Here is a 21,029-nt window from a genome sequence, read left to right on the forward strand (position 1 = left end):
TGAGTCTCGGTCTTACCGGAATGACCGGTTCCACCGTCCTCCCATGATCCCTCGCGCTCCCCTCCCGGCTGCAGGTGGGCCAGGAAAAACGAAAAACCCCTCGCGGATGCGAGAGGTCTGCGCGCGGGTCGAGGACGACGGTGGCCGCCCGTACCGGGTCGTACGTGGCGGTCACTGCGGACCGGCGCGCCTGCTGCCAATAATCATGGCGAACGTGAGCACGGGGGCAGTTTGGCACATTTCCGCCCCCGCGCTCACAGTCGTCTCAGGATGCGGTCGTCACTGTGGACGGCTCGGCGCCCTTCACCCGGGTCAGGTCCAGGTCCCGCGTCTCCCGCATGGTCAGGTACACCACCAGGGACACGGCCGCGCAGCCCGCCACATACCAGTAGAAGCCGGACTCGGCGTCCGCGTTCTTGAACCACAGGGCGACGTATTCCGCCGTGCCGCCGAAGAGGGCGTTGGCGATGGCGTAGGGCAGGGCCACGCCCAGGGCGCGCACCCCCGTCGGGAACAGCTCCGCCTTCACGCACGCGTTGATCGAGGTGTAGCCGGTGACGACGACCAGGGCCAGCAGGGACAGGCCGAGCGCCGGCCAGAAGCCGTCCGCGTGCTTCAGCAGCGTCATGATCGGCACGGTCAGGAAGGTGGAGCCGAGGGCGAAGGTGATCAGCAGCGGACGGCGGCCGATCCGGTCGGAGAGCCGGCCGGCGAGCGGCTGGAGACAGGCGAAGACGATCAGCGCAGTGAAGGAGACCAGGGTCGCGGTCTGCTTGGACAGGCCCGCCGAGTTCGACAGGTACTTGGTCAGGTACGTGGTGTACGTGTAGTACGCGACCGTGCCGCCCATGGTCAGCGCGATCACCAGGAACGCCTCACGCTTGTGCCGCCACAGCGCGCGCAGCGTGCCCCGCTCCTCGCCGCCGCTCTCGTCGGCCTCGTAGACGTCCGTCTCCAGCATGTTCCGCCGCAGGTAGAAGATCACCGCCGCGCCAAGCGCACCCACCACGAAGGGGAGACGCCAGCCGTAGCTGTGCAGCGCGCTGTCGGACATCGTGTGCTGGAGCAGGATCAGCAGGCCCAGGCCGACGATCTGACCGGCGGTCATCGAGACGTACTGGAAGCTGGAGGCGAAGCCGCGCCGCTTCGGGTCGGACGCCTCGGTGAGATAGGTCGCGCTGGCCGCGTACTCGCCGCCCACCGAGAGCCCCTGCAGCAGGCGGGCGACGAGCAGCACGAGCGCGCCGCCGTAGCCCGCCACGGCGTATGTCGGCGCGATGGCGATGAGGATCGCGGAGGCGGACATCAGGGTGACCGTCAGGGTCAGCGCGGCCTTGCGTCCCTTGCGGTCACCGACCCGGCCGAGCAGCCAGCCGCCGACCGGGCGCATGAAGAACCCGACCGCGAAGATGCCCGCGGTGTTCATGAGCTGGGCCGTGGGGTTCCCGTCAGGGAAGAACGCCCCCGCGAAGTAGGTGGCGAAACTGGCGTAGACGAACCAGTCGTACCACTCCACCATGTTGCCGGCCGAACCGATCCAGATCTTCTTCCAATGCTCTCGTCCCATGGCCGGTAACGTGCCGGTCGTTCGCGGATGCGACAAGAGCGCCTCGCGTTTCGTTCATTGCGTTCACGGCGCGAGGCGGGACCATTCGGCCGACAACACGTGATCACGCCTTTGCGAGCGCGCGGTAGCCGGTCGCCGGTCAGCCGAGGGATGTGTCCGGGAACTCCGTCGCCCATACGCGACAGGGCCGCCCCGGACGCGACGTCCGGGGCGGCCCTGAGTGTTGTTGTGCGGGCGGGGATCAGGCCAGACGGTGCATCCAGCCGTGGCTGTCCTCGCGGGTGCCGCGCTGCAGGTCCAGGAGGGCCTCACGAAGCCTGAGGGTGACCTCGCCCGGCTCGCCGTCGGACTGCTTCCACTCGGCGCCCGCGCGCTTGACCGTGCCGACCGGGGTGATGACGGCCGCGGTGCCGCAGGCGAAGACCTCCGTGAGGGTGCCGTTCTCGGAGTCGGCCTGCCACTGGTCGACGGAGACGCGGCCCTCCTCGGCCTCGTAGCCGAGCTCGCGGGCGACGGCGAGGAGGGAGTCACGCGTGACGCCCTCGAGGATCGAACCGGTCAGCGACGGGGTGACGATCTTGTTCCCGTACACGAAGCACACGTTCATGCCGCCGAGCTCCTCGACCCACTTGTGCTCCACGGCGTCGAGGTAGCAGACCTGGTCGCAACCCTTTTCCGCGGCCTCGGCCTGGGCGAGCAGGGAAGCGGCGTAGTTGCCGCCGGTCTTGGCGTCGCCCATGCCACCGGGGACGGCACGGACGCGGTCCTCCGACACCCAGATGGAGACCGGCTTCACCCCGCCCGCGAAGTAGGCGCCCGCCGGGCAGGCGATGACGACGAAGAGGTACTCGTTGGCCGGCTTCACACCGAGACCGACCTCGGTACCGATCATGAACGGGCGCAGGTAGAGGGACGCCTCGCCGCCGTGCTCAGGCACCCAGTCCTGGTCCTGCCGGACGAGGACGTCACACGCCTCGATGAACGTCTCGACCGGCAGCTCGGGCATCCCGAGACGGTGGGCGGAGTGCTGGAAGCGCCGGGCGTTCTTGTCGGGGCGGAAGGTGGCGACCGAGCCGTCGGGCTGGCGGTAGGCCTTGAGACCCTCGAAGATCTCCTGCCCGTAGTGCAGCACGTTGGTGGCCGGGTCGAGCGGGATCGGCGCGTACGGAACGAGCTGTCCGTCGTGCCAGCCTCGCCCCTCGGTCCACTTGATCGTCACCATGTGGTCGGTGAAGTGGCGGCCGAATCCGGGGTTGACCATGATCGCCTCGCGCTCCGCGTCGGAGAGCGGGTTGGCGGAGGGCTTCAGCTCGATCGTGGGCGTCGTCATGTGTGATGTGTCCTTCACCGGTTGTGTGTGACGGGCCGCGCTCGCGCCCGTACCGCCAGAGGCGGGTGCGAGGACGTCCGAGCATTCCCTCATTCCGCGGCTCCGCGTCCGATTATCGCAACAGCGGAACGTGGAGGAAACGGTGTGAACGCGGCCCTTGTGCTTGCCCAGGGGTGGTTCGATGGTGGCACCCGGCGAAGGCAGGGAAAAGCCGCCGGGCGCGATGGCGACCCGGCGGCTTCTCTCAAGGAGTGTGAGTGGCGGCCTGGGTCAGCCTGCTACTCGTACGACGAGCGCGTCACCGATCTCGTCGGTGCTGCGGGCGGGCTTGCCCACACGCTCCGCGAGGTCGGCGGAGACGGCCTCTTCGATACGGGAGGCCTCGGCCTCGTAGCCGAGGTGGCGCAGCAGGAGTGCGACGGACAGGACGGTGGCCGACGGGTCGGCCTTGCCCTGGCCCGCGATGTCCGGTGCCGAGCCGTGCACGGGCTCGAACATCGACGGGAACGCGCCGGACGGGTTGATGTTGCCGGAGGCGGCGACCCCGATACCGCCGGAGATGGCGGCGGCCAGGTCGGTGATGATGTCGCCGAAGAGGTTGTCGGTGACGATCACGTCGAAGCGCTCGGGCTGCGTGACGAGATAGATCGTCGCCGCGTCCACGTGCATGTACTCGGTCGTGACCTCGGGGAACTCCTCGCCCACCTTGGTGAAGATGTCCGTCCACAGGTGACCGGCGTGCACCAGCACGTTGTTCTTGTGGACGAGGGCCAGCTTCTTACGGGGGCGGGCCTGCGCGCGGGCGTACGCGTCGCGTACGACGCGCTCGATGCCGAACGCGGTGTTCAGCGAGACCTCGGTGGCGACCGCGTGCGGAGTGCCGGTGCGGATCGTTCCACCGTTGCCCGTGTACGGGCCTTCGGTGCCCTCGCGGACGACGACGAAGTCGATCTCCGGCTGGCCCGCGAGCGGGGTCGGGACACCCGGGAGCAGCTTGGACGGCCGCAGGTTGACGTGGTGATCGAAGGCGAAGCGGAGCTTGAGCAGGAAGCCGCGCTCCAGGACGCCGGACGGGACCGACGGGTCACCGATCGCGCCGAGCAGGATCGCGTCGTGCCGCCTCAGCTGCTCCAGGTCCGCGTCGGTGAGGGTCTCACCGGTGGCGTGGTAGCGACGGGCGCCGAAGTCGTACTCCTTGGTCTCCAGCTTCACATCCTGCGGGAGGACGGCGGAAAGGACCTTGAGTCCCTGGGCCACGACCTCCTGGCCGATGCCGTCACCGGGGATCACTGCGAGATTGATGCTGCGAGACATGACGGCACCGTACTCCTTGTCCCATGGAATGACATGAGCTGTCCGGGATACGGACAGATCACTCCAGCGGGTACGGGGTCCACCAAGAGTCGGCGGACCCCGTACCGCTCCGGCTCACGGCATGGGGGGGGAAGCCGCGGCCCGAATGGGGGCGCCGCGGCTCAGTGGCCGGCCTCTCCGCCGTTGTCCCTGCGGTCGAGGGCGCGCTGGAGCGCGGCGGCGGCGTTCTTACGGTCGGACTCGCTCGTACGGGACACGTGACGGACTCGGCGTCGGGCGGTCGTCTCGGCCATGGGGAATCGACTCCTTCAAGGTGGAGTGCGGAAACGGGAGACGCCGGAGGGGCGGGGAGCGGTGCCGCAGGGGTTGCCTGCAAGGGGCCCGGCTCACGGCCGCCATTCGCTTGATCGAGCGAGACGTTCGGCTCCTTCAAAGCTAAGTGAGCGCGGGGCGTCTGTCTCCACAATTACTCGGACTTCCTACTATCTGAGACGGGAAATCGGGCCGCACCGCTGTGACCTGCGGAGATCCTCAGTACCAGACAGAGCACACCCGCCCCGGCGGTCCGCCCGAACCGCCGCGCACATGGAGCCGCCCCCGTCCCCGGCGTATGCCGTGAACGGGGGCGGAGTCAGTGCCCGAGAGCCTCAGCCCATGTGCGGATACGTGTAGTCCGTCGGCGGGACCAGCGTCTCCTTGATGGCGCGGGTCAGGGTCCAGCGCATCAGGTTCTGCGGGGCACCCGCCTTGTCGTTGGTGCCGGAGGCACGGCCGCCGCCGAAGGGCTGCTGGCCGACCACGGCGCCGGTCGACTTGTCGTTGATGTAGAAGTTGCCGGCCGCGAAGCGGAGCTTCTCCATCGTGTAGGCCGCGGCAGCGCGGTCGTTCGCGATGACCGAGCCCGTCAGGGCGTAGTCCGACACCGACTCCATCTGGGTCAGCATCTCGTCGTACTTGTCGTCCTCGTAGACGTGCACGGCGAGGATCGGGCCGAAGTACTCGGTCGTGAAGACCTCGTTCTCCGGGTCGGTGCACTCGATGACGGTCGGGCGGACGAAGTAGCCGACCGAGTCGTCGTAGGTGCCGCCCGCGACGATCGTGCAGGCCGAGTCCTCCTTGGCCCGGTCGATCGCGGCCTTGTTCTTGGCGAACGAACGCTCGTCGATGACCGCGCCGATGAAGTTCGACAGGTCGGTGACGTCACCCATGGCCAGGCCGTCGACCTCGGCCGCGAACTCCTCCTTGAAACCGGAGTTCCAGATGGAGGCCGGGATGTACGCCCGGGAGCTGGCCGAGCACTTCTGGCCCTGGAACTCGAAGGAACCACGGGTCAGGGCGGTCTTCAGCACCGCGCGGTCGGCCGACGGGTGGGCCACCACGAAGTCCTTGCCGCCGGTCTCGCCGACCAGACGCGGGTAGGAGCGGTACTTCTCGATGTTGGTGCCGACCGTCTTCCACAGGTACTGGAAGATCCTGGTCGAACCGGTGAAGTGGATGCCCGCGAGGTCACGGTGGTTCAGGGCGACCTCGGAAACCTCGATGCCGTCACCGGTGACGAGGTTGATGACGCCCTTGGGCAGACCGGCCTCCTCCAGAAGCTGCATCAGCAGCACGGCGGCGTGGGTCTGGGTCTGGGACGGCTTCCAGACCACCACGTTGCCCATGAGGGCCGGTGCGGTGGGCAGGTTGCCCGCGATCGCCGTGAAGTTGAACGGGGTGATCGCGTAGACGAAGCCCTCCAGCGGGCGGTGGTCCATGCGGTTCCACACACCCGGGGAGTTGGCCGGGGGCTGCTCGGCCAGGATCTGCCGGGCGTAGTGGACGTTGAAGCGCCAGAAGTCGACCAGCTCACAGGGCGTGTCGATCTCGGCCTGCTGGGCGGTCTTCGACTGACCCAGCATGGTGGAGGCGGCCATGGTCTCGCGCCACGGGCCGGCCAGCAGCTCGGCGGCGCGCAGGATGATCGCCGCGCGGTCGTCGAAGGACATCGCACGCCAGGCGGGGGCCGCGGCCAGGGCCGCGTCGATGGCGTCCTGCGCGTCCTGCTGGGTGGCGTTGTGGAACGTGCCGATGACGGCCTTGTGGTTGTGCGGCTGCACGACCTGGTGAGCCTTGCCGCCACCCATGCGCTTCTCGCCACCGATGGTGCACGGCAGGTCGATCGGGTTCTCGGCCAGCTCCTTGAGCTTGACCTCCAGACGGGCACGCTCGGGCGAGCCCGGGGCGTAACCGTGCACCGGCTCGTTGACAGGGGTGGGGACCTGGGTTACAGCGTCCATGAGGTTCCGAAACTCCTTACTGAGCGGGGTGGGTCGGGCTCAGCCCTTGCTGACCATCGAACGGAGGAAGAAGCGCAGGTTCGCCGGCTTCTCCGCCAGGCGGCGCATGAAGTAGCCGTACCAGTCGGTGCCGTACGCCGTGTAGACACGCATCCGGTGCCCCTCGGCGGCCAGCCGCAGATGCTCCTCGCTGCGGATGCCGTACAGCATCTGGAACTCGTACTCGTCGAGCTTGCGCCCGGCGCGGCGGCCGAGTTCCTGAGCGATGGAGATCAGCCGCGGGTCGTGGGAGCCGATCATCGGGTATCCCTGGCCCTCCATGAGGATCTTCAGGATACGGACGTACGCCTTGTCGATCTCGGCCTTGTCCTGGTACGCGACCGACGCGGGCTCCTTGTACGCCCCCTTCACGATACGCACCCGGCTGCCGTTCGCGGCGAGCCGTCGGGCGTCGTCCTCGGTACGGAACAGGTAGGCCTGGATCACACAGCCGGTCTGCGGGAAGTCCTTCCGCAGCTCCTCGTGGATGGCGAACATCGAGTCGAGGGTGGTGTGGTCCTCGGCGTCCAGCGTGACGGTGGTGCCGATGGCGGCGGCGGCCTCGACGACCGGGCGGACATTGGCGAGGGCCAGCTCATGGCCGCCCTCCAGCGCCTGGCCGAACATGGAGAGCTTGACGGACATCTCGGCCTTGGTGCCGAGGTCCAGCGTCTTGAGCTGCTCGATCAGCTGCAGGTACGCGTCACGCGCGGCCGCGGCCTGCTCGGGAGTGGTGATGTCCTCGCCGACCACGTCCATGGTGAGCTCGAGGCCCTTGCCGGTGAGGTCCTTGACGATCGGGACGATCTCACCGACGGTCTCGCCGGGGATGAAGCGGTCGACGACCTGCTTGGTCACGGGCACCGCCGAGATCAGGCGGCGCATCCGGTCGCTTCGCGACGCGGCGAGAATCACGGGACCCAGCACGGGGCACCTCCACAACACAATCATCAGGAGGCCGAATCCCGAGCATTTCGGGTACGGCACGGTGAACCACTGTGAAAGCTACGGATCACTCCGGTCGACGACCATCGACAGCTGTCACGCATTCGTGCCCTGGATCTCATACATCCGTATGAAGGGTGAGGGGAAGTGCGGGAGAATGCCTGTGTGGCGGATGTTTTCAAGTCAGGGCGGGGCGACTACCAGGAGCTCGTCGACGAGATCTCGGCGCTGCTGGGCGCCCCGGCGACCTTGGAGAACCGGGATTTCGAACTGATCGCCTTCGCCGCCTACGACAGCGACGGCGACTTCGACGAGGCGTCCCTCGACCCGGTCCGCACCCGCTCGATCCTCACGCGCCGCTCCACGGCGGCGGTACGCAAGTGGTTCGAGGGCTTCGGCATCGCACGGGCCACCGGACCGGTGCGCATCCCGCCCACGCCGGAGGCGGGCGTCTACCGGGGACGGATCTGCCTGCCGGTACGCCATCGGGGTGTCGTCCTCGGCTATGTGTGGCTGCTCACCGACGAGCCGGGCCCGCCCGAGAAGCAACTGGCCACGGCGATGGAGGTCACCACCCGCATCGGCGCGCTGCTCGCGGACGAGGCGCAGGCGGGCGCCGACCTGACCCGTGAACTGCGCGCGGTCCTCACCGCAGAGCGCGGCTGGCAGCAGGACATGGCGGTGGCCGCGATGCGTACGGCGCTGGGCGTGCGGGGCGACGGCCTGCACACGGTGGTGTGCGTGGCCCCCTGGCTCTCGGCCGACCCTGACGACGCCCCCTCGGCCCGTACGATCCCCGGGGCGACCGCGCTGTGCACGGTGCCCTGGGGCGCGCAGGGCCACAGCCTGGCGCTGCTGGTGCGGCTGCGCTCGACGGACGTGCCGACCCCGGCCTTGACGGCGGCCTCGCGCCTGCTCCGGGAGGCGGAGGGGGCGCGCGGCGGTGGACGGGCCGCGGCCGGGGTGGCCGACGCCCGCCACGGCCTCACCGAGTTGCACACCGCCTGGCGGGAGGCCTCGGCGGCGGCCCGCGCCGCCCTGGCGGAGCCCCGCCTCGGCCCGGTCGCGCAGTGGTCGGCCATCGGCCCGTACCGCCTGCTGACGTCACTTCCGCCGCAGGCGGCCCACGACCCCGCCGTCCAGGCCCTGCTGTCCCCCGCCCACCGCGAACTCGCCCGCACCGCTGAGGTGTTCCTGGACTGCGCGGGTCAGGCGGGCCGCGCGGCATCGCAACTGGGCGTCCACCGGCAGACCCTGTACTACCGCCTGTCCCGCGTCGAACAGCTCACGGGCCTGGACCTGGACGACGGGGAGGACCGGCTGTTGCTGCACATGGCGTTGAAGGGGGCGCGACTGTAGAGGGCCTGAACCGGTCGCAGGTCATCGCCAGGCGGTGGCCTCGGTCGCCTGGAGGCAGTACCGCTCGAACGTGCTGCCGCCACCAGGCTTGGGGATCACGCAGGTCGTGACCTGGAAATCACCGTCCGGAACAACAGCCATGTTCGTAAATTTGTCGTCGCCGTACTCGACCTCGGCACTTCGCATGGTCCCACCGGACACCTTCACCGTGACCATGTCCCCAGGGCGGCCGTGCTCGATCTTCCCCCACACCGCCTTGCACTCCTCGCTGTAGCGGATCTGAAGGAGGGCCGGGTTGTTCACAGCAGGTTTGAAGGTGCGGGCATCCTCACCGCAGCCCTGGCTCTGCGGGTTCTTGCCCTCGCATGCTGCTCCCGGACAAGTCGGCTCGTCGAAGAACGACTTCATCACATGGTCCCAGAGCGGAGTCAGCACGGCAGCCGCCACCGCGCCGACGATGGCAACCGCATACGCCAGCGCAGCAGGGCCGCTGAACCACCTTCTTCTTGCAGCCCGTTGCGGTAGAGGGTCGGGCCTTGCGGCGGAGTTGCCGTCGGAGTTGCCCGTGGTCATGAGGGTCCCCCTCGAGACTGCAAGATCAACCCATTGCCACTTTGACGCGTACCTGACCTATACCCCGATCGCGCTCTCCCAAGCAGTACGGCGCGGAGGGCACCATCGGCCCAGCCGCACACCCGTGGCTGCACGGCGTGTCGGACCCGGTACGCGCGTTTCCCGAACCAGGCCGGGAGGACCTCGGAAGCGAACGCGGCAGGGGGCTCTTGGTCGTCGCTCAGCTCGCGGAGGAGTTGGACTGGTTCCTACGGGCCGAGATCGGCACGACGGTACGGGCGCGTCTGGGTGTCGCGAGCCCGACATCTGCCGGTGATGGCGGCGCGCGCCAGGTCCAAAGCAACTACATTGGGCGGGCACCCCCTTACCCCAGGCTCAGAGCCGCCCCTCACCAGTGCCCGGGCCCGCAGCCTCGATGATCTGCCGTAGGCCTTCGGTGAGCGCGGCCCCGTCGGGTGCGGTCTTGGCGTCGAACGTCCACTGGGCGATGAGCCCGGTCATCAGCGTCAGATAGAAGCGGCCCAACGTGTCGGCACGCTCGTCGGTGACCTCCTCCTCCGGCACCCCCATCAGCAGCGCCACCAGACCGCGCCCGCCCTCCCGCTGCGCGCGGGCCAGATGCTCGCGCACTTCGGGGAGTTCGATGGTCATGACCTCCATGCTGAGCCGCCAGAGGGAGCCGGGCTCGCGCATGGTGTCGGCGATGTTCGTCCACACCCACCGGAAGCGTTCCAGCGACCCCGGCGCCCCCTCCGGCTGGACGTCCCCCTCACCGCCGACGGGCGTGCTCTCCACCAGTGCGATGTACGCCTGCGCCAGCAGCGCGTCCTTCGAGCCGTAGTGGTAGCCGATCGACGCCAGGTTGGTCCCGGACTCCTTGACGATGTCGCGCGCGGTCGTGCGCGCGAACCCCTTCTCCAGCAGGCAGCGCTTGGCGCCCTCGAGTAGATCCTCACGGTGTCCCATGCGACTCACCCTACTTCGGATCCATACGACCGTCCTAGACAATCGATTTACACACTCGTTCTAGACAAGCGTTTAAGACGTGCGTACAGTCGCTGTCATGACGAACCCGACGAGCACCACCACGACCGCGACCGCCGGCGCCGGCCGCCGCGAATGGACCGCCCTCGGCGTGCTGATGCTGCCGCTGCTGCTGGTCTCGATGGACGTCTCCGTCCTGTACTTCGCCATCCCGGAGATCAGCGCGGACCTGGAGCCGAGCGGTACCCAGCAGCTGTGGATCTTCGACATCTACGCGTTCGTCCTGGCCGGTCTGCTGATGACGATGGGCTCGCTCGGTGATCGCATCGGCCGCCGCAAGCTGCTGCTGTTCGGCGCCGCCGCCTTCGGCGCCGCCTCGCTGACGGCTGCGTACGCGAACAGCGCCGAAACCCTGATCGCCGCCCGCGCGGTCCTCGGCATCGGCGGCGCGACCCTGATGCCCTCGACGATGGCGCTGGTCCGCACGATGTTCACCGACCCCGGCCAGCGAGCGAAGGCGATCGGCATCTGGTCCGGTGTGATGACCGGCGGCATCGCGCTCGGCTCGGTGCTCAGCGGTGTCCTGGTGCAGTACTTCTGGTGGGGCTCGGTCTTCCTGGTCAACCTGCCCGCGATGGCGCTGCTGCTGGTGCTGGGCCCGATCCTGCTGCCGGAGTCGAAGAACCCTGCGCCCGGCCGTTTCGACCTCATCAGCGTGCCGCTGTCCATGGCGGCGGTGCTTCCGGTGATCTACGGCCTGAAGGAGCTGCCCTCACAGGGCGTGCGCCCGCTGTACGTCGTCTCGATCGCCGTCGGCCTGCTCTTCGCCGCCCTCTTCGTCCACCGTCAGCGCACCACGGCCTCTGCGATGATCTCGCCGGCCCTGTTCCGCGGCCGCGGCTTCGCCCCCGCGGTGGTCCTCAACCTCGTCTCCGCGTTCGCCATGATGGGCTCGGCATTCTTCACCACGCAGTACCTGCAGTCGGTGCTCGGCAAGAGCGCGCTGGAGGCAGCCCTGTGGGCCCTGCTGCCGTCGGTACCGATCGGGATGGCGGCTCCGGTGGCGGCCACGCTGGTGCAGAAGGGCGTCAACCGGGCCTACGTCGTCATGGCGGGCTTCTTGATCGCCGCCACGGGCTACGGGATGCTGGCCCTGGCCGGGACGGATTCGCTCTGGCTCGTGCTGGCCGCGTCCGGGGTGCTGGCCTCGGGCATCGTGATGATCATGTCCCAGATGACCGATCTGGCGCTGGGTGCGGCCCCGGTGGAGCAGGCCGGTGCGGCCTCCTCGCTGCTGGAGACGGGGTCGGAGTTCGGCGGCGCGCTGGGCATGGCAGTCCTCGGCTCCATCGGTACGGCCGTCTACCGCCACGAGATCCCGTCCGCCGCGCCGGCCCCGGCCCACGAGACCCTCGGCGGCGCGCTCGCGGTCGCCGGACAGCTTCCGGGACGTACGGGCGAGGCCCTGGTGACGGCGGCGCGGGAGGCCTTCACCAGCGGGATGCACGGAGCCGCGATCGCGGGGATGGCGGTGCTGATCCTAGCGGCGGTCGCGGCGACGCCCTTGCGCCGGATCCACGTCAGGGAGACCTCGCCGCTCGAGCACGAGGCGGTCGAGGCGGCAAAGGCCATGGCTTGAGAGCCCCCCAAGTACGGAAAACGCCGGACGGGCCACTGGAGCCCGTCCGGCGTTCACGTATGAGCCCGTTCCACGCGAACGGGACTTCCGACCGGGCGACCGCACACGGCGGTCGCCCGAAAGGCACCTCAGACCAGGTTCACCGAGCGGGCGAACGTCGCGCCGATCTCCGCGGCGACCTCCGTCAGCACCCCGGACGGCACCGTGTCGTCCACGGTCAGTACCGCCAGCGCCTCGCCACCGACCGCCGCGCGGGCGACCTGCATGCCGGCGATGTTGATGCCGGCCTCGCCGACGATACGGCCGACCGTGCCGACGACACCGGGACGGTCCTCGTAGCGCAGGACGACCATGTGGTCGGCGAGCGTCAGGTCGACGTCGTACTCACCGACCGCGACGATCTTCTGGAGGTGCTTGGGGCCGGCCAGCGTGCCGGAGACCGACACCTCCTGGCCATCGGCGAGAGTGCCGCGCACAGTGACGACGTTGCGGTGGTCGGTGGCCTCCGAGCTGGTGGTCAGCCGCACCTCGACACCGCGCTCCTGGGCGAACAGCGGCGCGTTGACGTACGAGACGGTCTCGTCCACGACGTCCTCGAAGACGCCCTTGAGCGCGGACAGCTCCAGCACCTTCACGTCGTGCTGGGTGATCTCGCCGTAGACCTCGACGTCCAGCCGGGCCGCGACCTCGCCCGCGAGGGCGGTGAAGATCCGACCGAGCCGCTCGGCGAGCGGCAGGCCCGGCTTGACGTCCTCCGCGATGACACCGCCCTGGACGTTCACCGCGTCCGGCACCAGTTCACCGGCGAGCGCGAGACGCACGGACTTGGCGACCGCGATACCGGCCTTCTCCTGCGCCTCGTCCGTCGAAGCGCCCAGGTGCGGGGTGGAGACGACCTGGTCCAGCTCGAACAGCGGCGAGTCCGTGCACGGCTCCTTCGCGTACACGTCCAGGCCCGCGCCCGCGACCCGGCCCTCCTTGAGCGCCGAGTACAGCGCCGCCTCGTCGACGATCCCACCGCGCGCGGCGTTGACGATACGGACGCTCGGCTTGACCTTGTGCAGCGCCTCGTCGCCGATCAGGCCGATCGTCTCGGGGGTCTTCGGCAGATGGACGGTGATGAAGTCGGAGGCCTCGAGCAGCTCGTCCAGTGTCAGCACCTTGACGCCCATCTGCGCGGCCCGCGCGGGCTGGACGTAGGGGTCGTAGGCGACGACCTTCATACCGAACGCCGACATGCGCTGCGCGACCAGCGCGCCGATGCGGCCGAGACCGACCACGCCGAGGGTCTTCTCGGCCAGCTCGACGCCCGTGTACTTGCTGCGCTTCCACTCGCCGTTCTTCAGCGCGGCGTTGGCCTGCGGGATGTTGCGGGCGGTGGACAGGAGCAGGCCACAGGCGAGCTCGGCGGCGGTCACGATGTTCGAGGTGGGGGCGTTGACGACCATCACGCCGGCCTTGGTGGCGGCGGAGACGTCCACGTTGTCCAGGCCGACGCCGGCTCGGGCGACGACCTTGAGCTTGTGCGCGGCGGCGATGGCCTCGGCGTCGACCTTCGTCGCGGAGCGGATCAGGATGGCGTCGACGTCGGCGATCGCGGGGAGCAGTTCGGCGCGGTCGGCGCCGTTGCAGCGCCGGATCTCGAAGTCGGGGCCGAGGGCGTCGACGGTCGCGGGCGACAGCTCTTCAGCGATGAGTACCGTGGCTTTTCGACGGGGGTACGAGCTCACGTGAGTCCTCACATGTCCAATGCGGACGGCCGTCCCAACGGCCGCAGGCGGTGGAGGGGTGCTAGCCGCGTGGAAGACGCACGACACTGTGGGCCTGACGCGTTGTTGTCCAGCAGTCTAGTGGCGCCGCGCGTATCGTTTTACGCCGCTGCGGAAGGATCACCCGTCCGTGGCTGGACGGGCTGGACAACGCCGGTTTTCCGGGTATTGCCCGAGATGCACCGAAGGGGCCGGAGCGGACTGCTCCGGCCCCTCGGCCATGAGGCTTACGCCTCCTCGTTCACCCAGCTCATGAGCTTGCGCAGCTCCTTGCCGGTGGTCTCCAGCAGGTGCTCGGAGTCCTGCTGCTTGTACTCGTTGTACTTCTTCAGGCCGCCGTGGTACTCGTCCATCCAGTTACGGGCGAACGTACCGTCCTGGATCTCGGCGAGGACCTTCTTCATCTCGGCCTTGGTGGCGTCCGTGATGATGCGCGGGCCGGTGACGTAGTCGCCCCACTCGGCGGTCTCGGAGATCGACCAGCGCATCTTCTCCAGGCCGCCCTCATACATGAGGTCGACGATCAGCTTCAGCTCGTGCAGGCACTCGAAGTAGGCGATCTCCGGCTGGTAGCCCGCCTCGGTCAGCGTCTCGAAGCCCGCCTTGACCAGCGCCGCCGCGCCACCGCACAGGACGGCCTGCTCGCCGAACAGGTCGGTCTCGGTCTCCTCGGTGAAGGTGGTCTTGATGACGCCGGCGCGGGTGCCGCCGATGCCCTTGGCGTAGGAGAGGGCCAGCGCGAAGGCGTTGCCGGAGGCGTCCTGCTCGACGGCGGCGATGCACGGAACGCCGCGGCCCTCCTCGTACTGGCGGCGCACCAGGTGGCCAGGACCCTTCGGGGCGACCATGCACACGTCCACGCCGGCCGGGGGCTTGATGAAGCCGAAGCGGATGTTGAAGCCGTGGCCGAAGAACAGCGCGTCGCCGTCCTTCAGGTTCGGGGCGATGGACTCCTCGTAGACCTGGGCCTGGATCGGGTCCGGCACCAGGATCATGATGACGTCGGCCTCGGCGGCGGCCTGAGACGGCGTCACCACGCGCAGGCCCTGCTCCTCGGCCTTCGCCTTGGACTTGGAGCCCTCGTGCAGACCGACCCGGACGTCGACACCCGAGTCACGCAGCGACAGCGCGTGGGCGTGGCCCTGGCTGCCGTAACCGATGACCGCGACCTTGCGGCCCTGGATGATGGACAGGTCGGCATCAGCGTCGTAGAACAGCTCGGCCACTTTCGGTTCTCCTTGGTGTGCAGATGGTGCGTCCCACCGTATGACGGTGGGCGAAGGGACGTTGCAGGGTGTCGGATACGGGCGGTCGGCAACCGGCCGCTCTTCTCCGGTCGTACGGGGTCCTAGGCGGACCGGTCGAGGGCGCGCAGCGACCGGTCGGTGATCGAGCGGGCACCCCGGCCGATCGCGATCGTGCCGGACTGGACCAGTTCCTTGATGCCGAACGGCTCCAGCATCTTCAGCATGGCCTCCAGCTTGTCGGTGGAACCAGTGGCCTCGATGGTGACGGCCTCCGGGGAGACGTCGACGGTCTTGGCACGGAACAGCTGGACGATCTCGACGACCTGGGAGCGCGTCTCGTTGTCGGCGCGCACCTTCACCAGAACGAGCTCCCGCTGAACGGCGGACGACGGCTCGAGTTCGACGATCTTCAGGACGTTGACGAGCTTGTTGAGCTGCTTGGTGACCTGTTCGAGCGGAAACTCCTCGACACTCACCACGATGGTGATGCGGGAGATGTCGGGGTGCTCGGTGACACCGACGGCGAGGGAGTCGATGTTGAAGCCGCGGCGGGAGAACAGCGCGGCGATCCGGGCGAGGATGCCGGGCGTGTTCTCGACGAGGACCGAGAGGGTGTGCTTGGACATGGTTCTCACTCAGCTCTCTCAGTCGTCTTCGCTGTCGCCGAAGTCGGGACGGACATCCCGGGCGGCCATGATCTCGTCGTTGGAGGTTCCGGCGGCGACCATCGGCCACACCATGGCGTCCTGGTGGACGACGAAGTCGATGACGACCGGCCGGTCGTTGATGGAGTTCGCCTCTTCGATGGCCTTGTCGAGGTCGTCCGGGGACTCGCAGCGGATCGCGTAGCAGCCCATGGCCTCCGACAGCTTCACGAAGTCGGGGACTCGGGTGCCCCTGGCCTGCGGGTTGATGTCGTCCGGGCCGGAGTGCAGGACCGTGTTGGAGTACCGCTGGTTGTAGAAGAGGGTCTGCCACTGGCGGACCATCCCGAGGGCGCCGTTGTTGATGATGGCGACCTTGATCGGGATGTTGTTCAGGGCGCAGGTCGTCAGCTCCTGATTGGTCATCTGGAAGCAGCCGTCGCCATCGATCGCCCAGACGGTCCGTCCGGGCTGTCCGGCCTTGGCGCCCATGGCGGCCGGGACCGCGTAGCCCATTGTTCCGGCGCCGCCGGAGTTCAGCCAGGTGGCGGGCTTGTCGTACTGGATGAAGTGCGCGGCCCACATCTGGTGCTGGCCGACGCCCGCCGCGAAGATCGTGCCCTCCGGCGCGAGCTGCCCGACGCGCTCGATGACCTGCTGCGGGGAGAGCGTGCCGTCCTCGGGCTGGTCATAGCCGAGCGGGTACGTGTCGCGCCAGCGGCTCAGATCCCTCCACCAGGCGGTGTAGTCGCCCTTGTGGCCCTCACTGTGCTCCTTCTGGACGGCCTGGATCAGGTCCGCGATGACCTCGCGGGCGTCACCGACGATCGGCACGTCGGCGGCGCGGTTCTTGCCGATCTCGGCCGGGTCGATATCGGCGTGGACGATCTTGGCGTACGGGGCGAAGCTGTCGAGCTTGCCGGTGACGCGGTCGTCGAAGCGGGCTCCGAGGGCGACGATCAGGTCGGCCTTCTGCAGCGCGGTGACGGCGGTGACCGCACCGTGCATGCCCGGCATTCCCACGTGCAGCGGGTGGCTGTCGGGGAATGCGCCGAGCGCCATCAGTGTGGTGGTGACGGGCGCTCCGGTGAGTTCGGCGAGGACCTTCAGCTCGGCGGTGGCCTGCGCCTTCAGGACGCCGCCGCCGACGTAGAGGACGGGCCGCCGGGCGGAGGTGATCAGCTTGGCCGCCTCGCGGATCTGCTTGGCGTGCGGCTTGGTCACCGGACGGTAGCCGGGCAGGTCCGTGACCGGCGGCCAGCTGAAGGTGGTCCGGGCCTGGAGGGCGTCCTTGGCGATGTCGACCAGGACCGGGCCCGGACGGCCGGTGGAGGCGATGTGGAAGGCCTCCGCGATCGTCCGCGGGATGTCCTCGGCCCGGGTCACCAGGAAGTTGTGCTTGGTGATCGGCATGGTGATGCCGACGATGTCCGCCTCCTGGAAGGCGTCGGTGCCGATCGCCCTGGAGGCGACCTGGCCGGTGATCGCGACCAGCGGCACCGAGTCCATGTGGGCGTCGGCGATCGGGGTCACCAGGTTGGTGGCGCCGGGACCCGACGTAGCCATGCAGACGCCGACCTTGCCGGTGGCCTGCGCGTACCCGGTGGCCGCGTGGCCCGCCCCCTGCTCGTGCCGCACCAGCACGTGCCGCACCCGAGTGGAGTCCATCAGCGGGTCGTACGCGGGAAGGATCGCACCGCCGGGAATGCCGAATACGGTGTCGGCGCCGACCTCCTCGAGAGAGCGAATGAGGGACTGCGCACCCGTGACGTGCTCGGGCGCAGACTGCTGTCCTCCGTTACGGGGCCGCGGATGCGGGTGATGGGCCCCGGTGGCCTGCTCGGTCATCGGCATTCTCTTCTCGATGCTGAGGGTTTTTGCGAGTTTTGTGCGTTGTGCGGCTGGTGCTTGTGCAACAAAAAACCCCTCGTGCCATGAGGCAAGCGAGGGGAGCGCGCCGGGTGTGGTCGCTGGGATTCCGGTTGCATTCCGGTGGGTCCAGCTCAGCCGACGCGCTGTCCAAGTACGAGAATTCGGGTGCGCATGGCACTGACCCTCCCCCCGGCACACCACCACTGTCAAGTAGGTGGGACGGATGTCTCAGTATGTGAGCGAAGGGTCGTGCCACCTCCGAAAACAGCCGGCACACCACCGGTGTACACCTCCACGCCGCCACCGGCGAGGACCGGCTCCGCCGAGCCGTGCGGCACGGGGTAGCCGCCAGAAGTCAGCGCCCGGCGCAGCCGGTGCTCGTCCAGTGGCCCGGAGAACGCCATGCCCTGCCCGTGCGTACAGCCCATCGCGCGCAGCGCGACGACCTGCTCGGGCAGGTCCACGCCATCGGCGACCGACTGGAGCCCCAGGTCCGTGGCGATGCGCAGCAGCCCGTTGGTGATCTTGTGCAGCCGCGGGGACTCGACGACCCCCTCGACCAGGCTGCGGTCGATCTTCAGCACGTCGATGGGAAGCCGACGCAGCGCCATGATGGCGGCGTAGCCACTGCCGAGGCCGTCGAGAGCGATACGAACGCCGATCCTGCGCAGGGCGCCGAGACGGCGTTCCAGCTCGTCCAGGGATACCCGCGGGTCGGCTTCGGACAGCTCGATCATCAGGGAGCCCGAGGCCAGGCCATGCCGGGCGAGCAGAGCCTCGACCGAGCCAAGGGGCAGGGAGCGGTCGAGGAGGCGACGGGCGCTGATCCTCACGGCGACGGGCACGGCGCGCCCGGCGGCGGTGCGTTCGGCGGCCTGCTCGATGGCCTCTTCCAGGGTCCAGCGGCCCAGTTCGGCGGCCTTGTCGTTGTCCTCGGAGACGCGCAGGAACTCGGCGGGTGTGAAGAGCACGCCCTGGGAGGATCGCCAGCGCGCCTGGACGCTGACCGATGCGATCCGGCCGTCGTCCAGCGACACCACGGGCTGGTGCAACAGGGTGAACTCGCCGTCGTGCAGCGCTGCCCGCAGCCGGGTGGCCAACTCGGACTTGCGCACCACGTCCTGCTGCATCTGGGGGGCATAGAGCTCGACGCGGCCCTTGCCCGCCGCCTTGGCGCGGTACATGGCGAGGTCGGCGTTGCGGAGCAGCTCGCCGGCGTCCAGGCCCGGTTCGGAGAACGCCACTCCGATGGACGCGGCCACCCGGACGTCCCTGCCGTCGATGTCGTACGGCTGGGAGAGGGTGACGCGGAGCCGGTCGGCGAGTTCGAGAATGTGGCGTTCGCGTGCGGCGCGGTCATGGGTGGCGTCACCGACGATCAGGGCCGCGAACTCGTCGCCGCCCAGGCGTGCGGCGGTGTCGCCCTGCCGGACCGCGTCCTGGAGTCTGCGGGCCGCCTGGACGAGCAGTTCGTCCCCCGCATGGTGTCCGATCGTGTCGTTGACGGCCTTGAAGCCGTCGAGGTCGAGGAAGAGTACCGCCGTGTTGCGCAGGGCAGTGCAGCGGTCGGAGGAGCGGCGCCCGGAGAGTGCCTGCTGGACACGCTTGGTGAACAGTGCGCGGTTGGGCAGGTCGGTGAGCGGGTCGTGCTCGGCGCTGTGCTGGAGCTGCGCCTGCAGGCGCACTCTTTCGGTCACGTCGCGGCTGTTGAAGATCAGTCCGCCGTGGTGGCGGTTGACGGTGGACTCGACGTTGAGCCAGCCGCCGCGGCCCGACTTGAAGCGGCACTCGATGCGGGTGGTGGGTTCCTCGGCATGGCTGGCCGTGAGGAAGCGGCGTACTTCGTGCACCACGGAGCCCAGGTCCTCCGGATGGATGAGCGCCGCGAGTTCGGTTCCGACGAGGTCCTCGGCGGGCCGTCCGTACACACCTGCGGCGGCCGGGGAGACGTACCTGAGGGTCCCGTCGGGCGCGGCGATCATGATGACGTCGCTGGAGCCCTGCACCAGGGAGCGGAAGTGGTTCTCCTTCTGCGCGAGTTCCTGGGTGAGGGTGATGTTGTCGAGCAGCATGATGCCCTGGCGCACGACGAGCGCGAGCACCACGGCACCCGCGGTGATGAGCACCACGCGGTCGACACTGTGGCCGTTGAGGAGGTTGTAGAGGATCCCCAGGGTGCAGACGCCGGCAGCCAGGTAGGGCGTGAGCGCGGCCAGCGATCCGGCGATCGGGCGCGCGACCGTGGCCGGGTACCGGTCGCGGCCCGGCTCCTGCGGGAGCCCCTCACCCAGGTCCCGCCGGAGTCCGGGGTCCGGTTCATGGGAGAGCCCCTGGTCCCGGTCCCAGTCCTGGGCGAGCGCGTGCGGGTGCCCTCCCTGGTGGCCCGTTCTCCGTGGACTCGCCTGCCGCTGCCCGGGCACGTGGTCGTGCGCCACGCGCGCGTGCCCGCCGTCGCACGGCGGCCCGTCACACGGCAGCCCGTGCCGGGTGCCGACCCAGGGGGCGTAGGCGAGGAGCAGCGAACCGGAGAACCAGCCCGCGTCCAGCAACTGGCCGGAGCGGTAGCTGCTGTGGAGCAGCGGCGAGGTGAACAGGGCGTCGCACATCACGGTCAGGGCGAGCGCGCCGATGGCGGTGTTGACCGCGGACCGATTGACCGCCGAGCACCGGAAGTGCAGCGCGAGGACCATGCTGATCAGCGCGATGTCCAGCAGCGGGTACGCGAGTGAGAGCGCGGCGTGCGCGACGCTCGGCCCGTCGAACTTGGCCGCCTGGGCGAGCGCGAGGCTCCATGACAGCGTGAGCAGCGACCCGCCGATCAGCCACGCGTCCAGCGCGAGGCATACCCAACCCGCCTTGGTGACGGGCCTCTTGGCAAGTACGAGCAGCCCCACGATGGCGGGTGGAGCAAAACAGACGAAGAAGAGGTCGGCACAGCTGGGCGAGGGCACGGGGTGCTCGAGGACGACCTCGTACCAGCCCCAGACCGCGTTGCCCAGCATCGCCATGGCCGAGGAGAGCGCGAACAGCAGCCAGGCGGGTCGAAAACGGCTGCGCCTGCTACGGGCGTAGACGAAACAGGAGACCGCCGCGATGCCCGCCGCGACGCTCAGCCCGAAGTCACCCATGAACAGCGCGACCCTCCGGGAACCCCAGTCGAGCGCGGAACCGACGGCGTATACCGCGCACACCAGGGCCAGGACGAGTTGCGCAATCAGGCGCGTCCGACCGCCGGACACCGGGCGGCGGACCGACAGAACTCCGGGGGAGCTCACCGGGTCCTCCCGCTCCGAGGTGTCACCGGGTCCGTGTGGGCTGGGTGCGCGTGTTTCTTGTGGCCGCTGTGGCTGCGGTGGTGATAGCCGGCGTGACCGCTGTGACCACGTCCGTGCGTCACCGTTCGCCAGGGTCGCCGCCCGTGGCCCCGCCGCGTCGGATCGCTCGTCCATAGGCTGTGCATCGCCCGTC

The 21,029-nt window shown here is 69.0% G+C and carries 15 protein-coding genes; 2 read left to right on the plus strand and 13 right to left on the minus strand.

The features are described from left to right. Positions 1–265 precede the first annotated feature (265 nt). From ACWDEX_RS19445 to ACWDEX_RS19470, 6 genes are all read right to left on the minus strand, one after another. On the minus strand, positions 266–1,567 hold the full coding sequence (locus ACWDEX_RS19445) for an MFS transporter (RefSeq protein ID WP_450464823.1): 1,302 nt from the start codon (positions 1,565–1,567) through the stop codon (positions 266–268). A gap of 241 nt (positions 1,568–1,808) precedes the next feature. Continuing rightward, positions 1,809–2,897: a branched-chain amino acid aminotransferase gene (locus ACWDEX_RS19450; RefSeq protein WP_450464824.1), complete on the minus strand. Its 1,089-nt coding sequence runs from the start codon at positions 2,895–2,897 to the stop codon at positions 1,809–1,811. A gap of 270 nt (positions 2,898–3,167) precedes the next feature. Next, complete coding sequence (locus ACWDEX_RS19455; RefSeq protein WP_450464825.1) at positions 3,168–4,211, minus strand: 3-isopropylmalate dehydrogenase; 1,044 nt, start codon at positions 4,209–4,211, stop codon at positions 3,168–3,170. 161 nt (positions 4,212–4,372) lie between these two features. Beyond that, positions 4,373–4,504, minus strand: a complete 132-nt coding sequence (locus tag ACWDEX_RS19460; protein ID WP_361360871.1) for a hypothetical protein — start codon at positions 4,502–4,504, stop codon at positions 4,373–4,375. 354 nt (positions 4,505–4,858) lie between these two features. Next, positions 4,859–6,490: an L-glutamate gamma-semialdehyde dehydrogenase gene (gene pruA / locus ACWDEX_RS19465; RefSeq protein ID WP_450464827.1), complete on the minus strand. Its 1,632-nt coding sequence runs from the start codon at positions 6,488–6,490 to the stop codon at positions 4,859–4,861. 39 nt (positions 6,491–6,529) lie between these two features. After that, the gene (locus tag ACWDEX_RS19470; RefSeq protein WP_450464828.1) at positions 6,530–7,456 is read right to left on the minus strand and encodes a proline dehydrogenase family protein; all 927 of its coding nucleotides are present in this window, start codon (positions 7,454–7,456) and stop codon (positions 6,530–6,532) included. Positions 7,457–7,621: 165 nt separating this feature from the next. Here ACWDEX_RS19470 and ACWDEX_RS19475 point away from each other — a divergent pair, with 165 nt between their 5' ends. After that, positions 7,622–8,833, plus strand: a complete 1,212-nt coding sequence (locus tag ACWDEX_RS19475; RefSeq protein ID WP_450464829.1) for a PucR family transcriptional regulator — start codon at positions 7,622–7,624, stop codon at positions 8,831–8,833. Between the two features lie 21 nt (positions 8,834–8,854). Here the strand turns inward: ACWDEX_RS19475 and ACWDEX_RS19480 are convergent, their stop codons facing one another. Both ACWDEX_RS19480 and ACWDEX_RS19485 read right to left on the minus strand, forming a co-directional pair. Further along, the gene (locus ACWDEX_RS19480; protein ID WP_450464830.1) at positions 8,855–9,406 is read right to left on the minus strand and encodes a DUF2690 domain-containing protein; all 552 of its coding nucleotides are present in this window, start codon (positions 9,404–9,406) and stop codon (positions 8,855–8,857) included. Between the two features lie 375 nt (positions 9,407–9,781). Beyond that, complete coding sequence (locus tag ACWDEX_RS19485) at positions 9,782–10,372, minus strand: TetR/AcrR family transcriptional regulator (RefSeq protein ID WP_450464831.1); 591 nt, start codon at positions 10,370–10,372, stop codon at positions 9,782–9,784. A gap of 97 nt (positions 10,373–10,469) precedes the next feature. Between ACWDEX_RS19485 and ACWDEX_RS19490 the strand changes: the two genes are divergently transcribed. Further along, positions 10,470–12,029, plus strand: a complete 1,560-nt coding sequence (locus ACWDEX_RS19490; RefSeq protein ID WP_450464832.1) for an MFS transporter — start codon at positions 10,470–10,472, stop codon at positions 12,027–12,029. 128 nt (positions 12,030–12,157) lie between these two features. On the opposite strand, the gene serA is transcribed toward ACWDEX_RS19490, so the two are convergent. From serA to ACWDEX_RS19515, 5 genes are all read right to left on the minus strand, one after another. After that, complete coding sequence (serA, locus tag ACWDEX_RS19495; RefSeq protein WP_450464833.1) at positions 12,158–13,759, minus strand: phosphoglycerate dehydrogenase; 1,602 nt, start codon at positions 13,757–13,759, stop codon at positions 12,158–12,160. A gap of 266 nt (positions 13,760–14,025) precedes the next feature. Continuing rightward, positions 14,026–15,024, minus strand: a complete 999-nt coding sequence (gene ilvC / locus ACWDEX_RS19500; RefSeq protein WP_450464834.1) for a ketol-acid reductoisomerase — start codon at positions 15,022–15,024, stop codon at positions 14,026–14,028. A gap of 122 nt (positions 15,025–15,146) precedes the next feature. Beyond that, positions 15,147–15,671 carry an acetolactate synthase small subunit gene (ilvN, locus tag ACWDEX_RS19505; protein ID WP_450464835.1) on the minus strand — a complete coding sequence of 175 codons (525 nt, stop codon included), beginning with the start codon at positions 15,669–15,671 and terminating at the stop codon, positions 15,147–15,149. A gap of 18 nt (positions 15,672–15,689) precedes the next feature. Further along, complete coding sequence (locus ACWDEX_RS19510; protein ID WP_450464836.1) at positions 15,690–17,537, minus strand: acetolactate synthase large subunit; 1,848 nt, start codon at positions 17,535–17,537, stop codon at positions 15,690–15,692. A 230-nt stretch (positions 17,538–17,767) separates the two neighbouring features. Continuing rightward, positions 17,768–20,836, minus strand: coding sequence for a putative bifunctional diguanylate cyclase/phosphodiesterase (locus ACWDEX_RS19515; protein ID WP_450464837.1), 3,069 nt, complete (start codon positions 20,834–20,836; stop codon positions 17,768–17,770). Positions 20,837–21,029 lie beyond the last annotated feature (193 nt).

This window comes from Streptomyces sp. NPDC001020 (genome assembly GCF_053599115.1).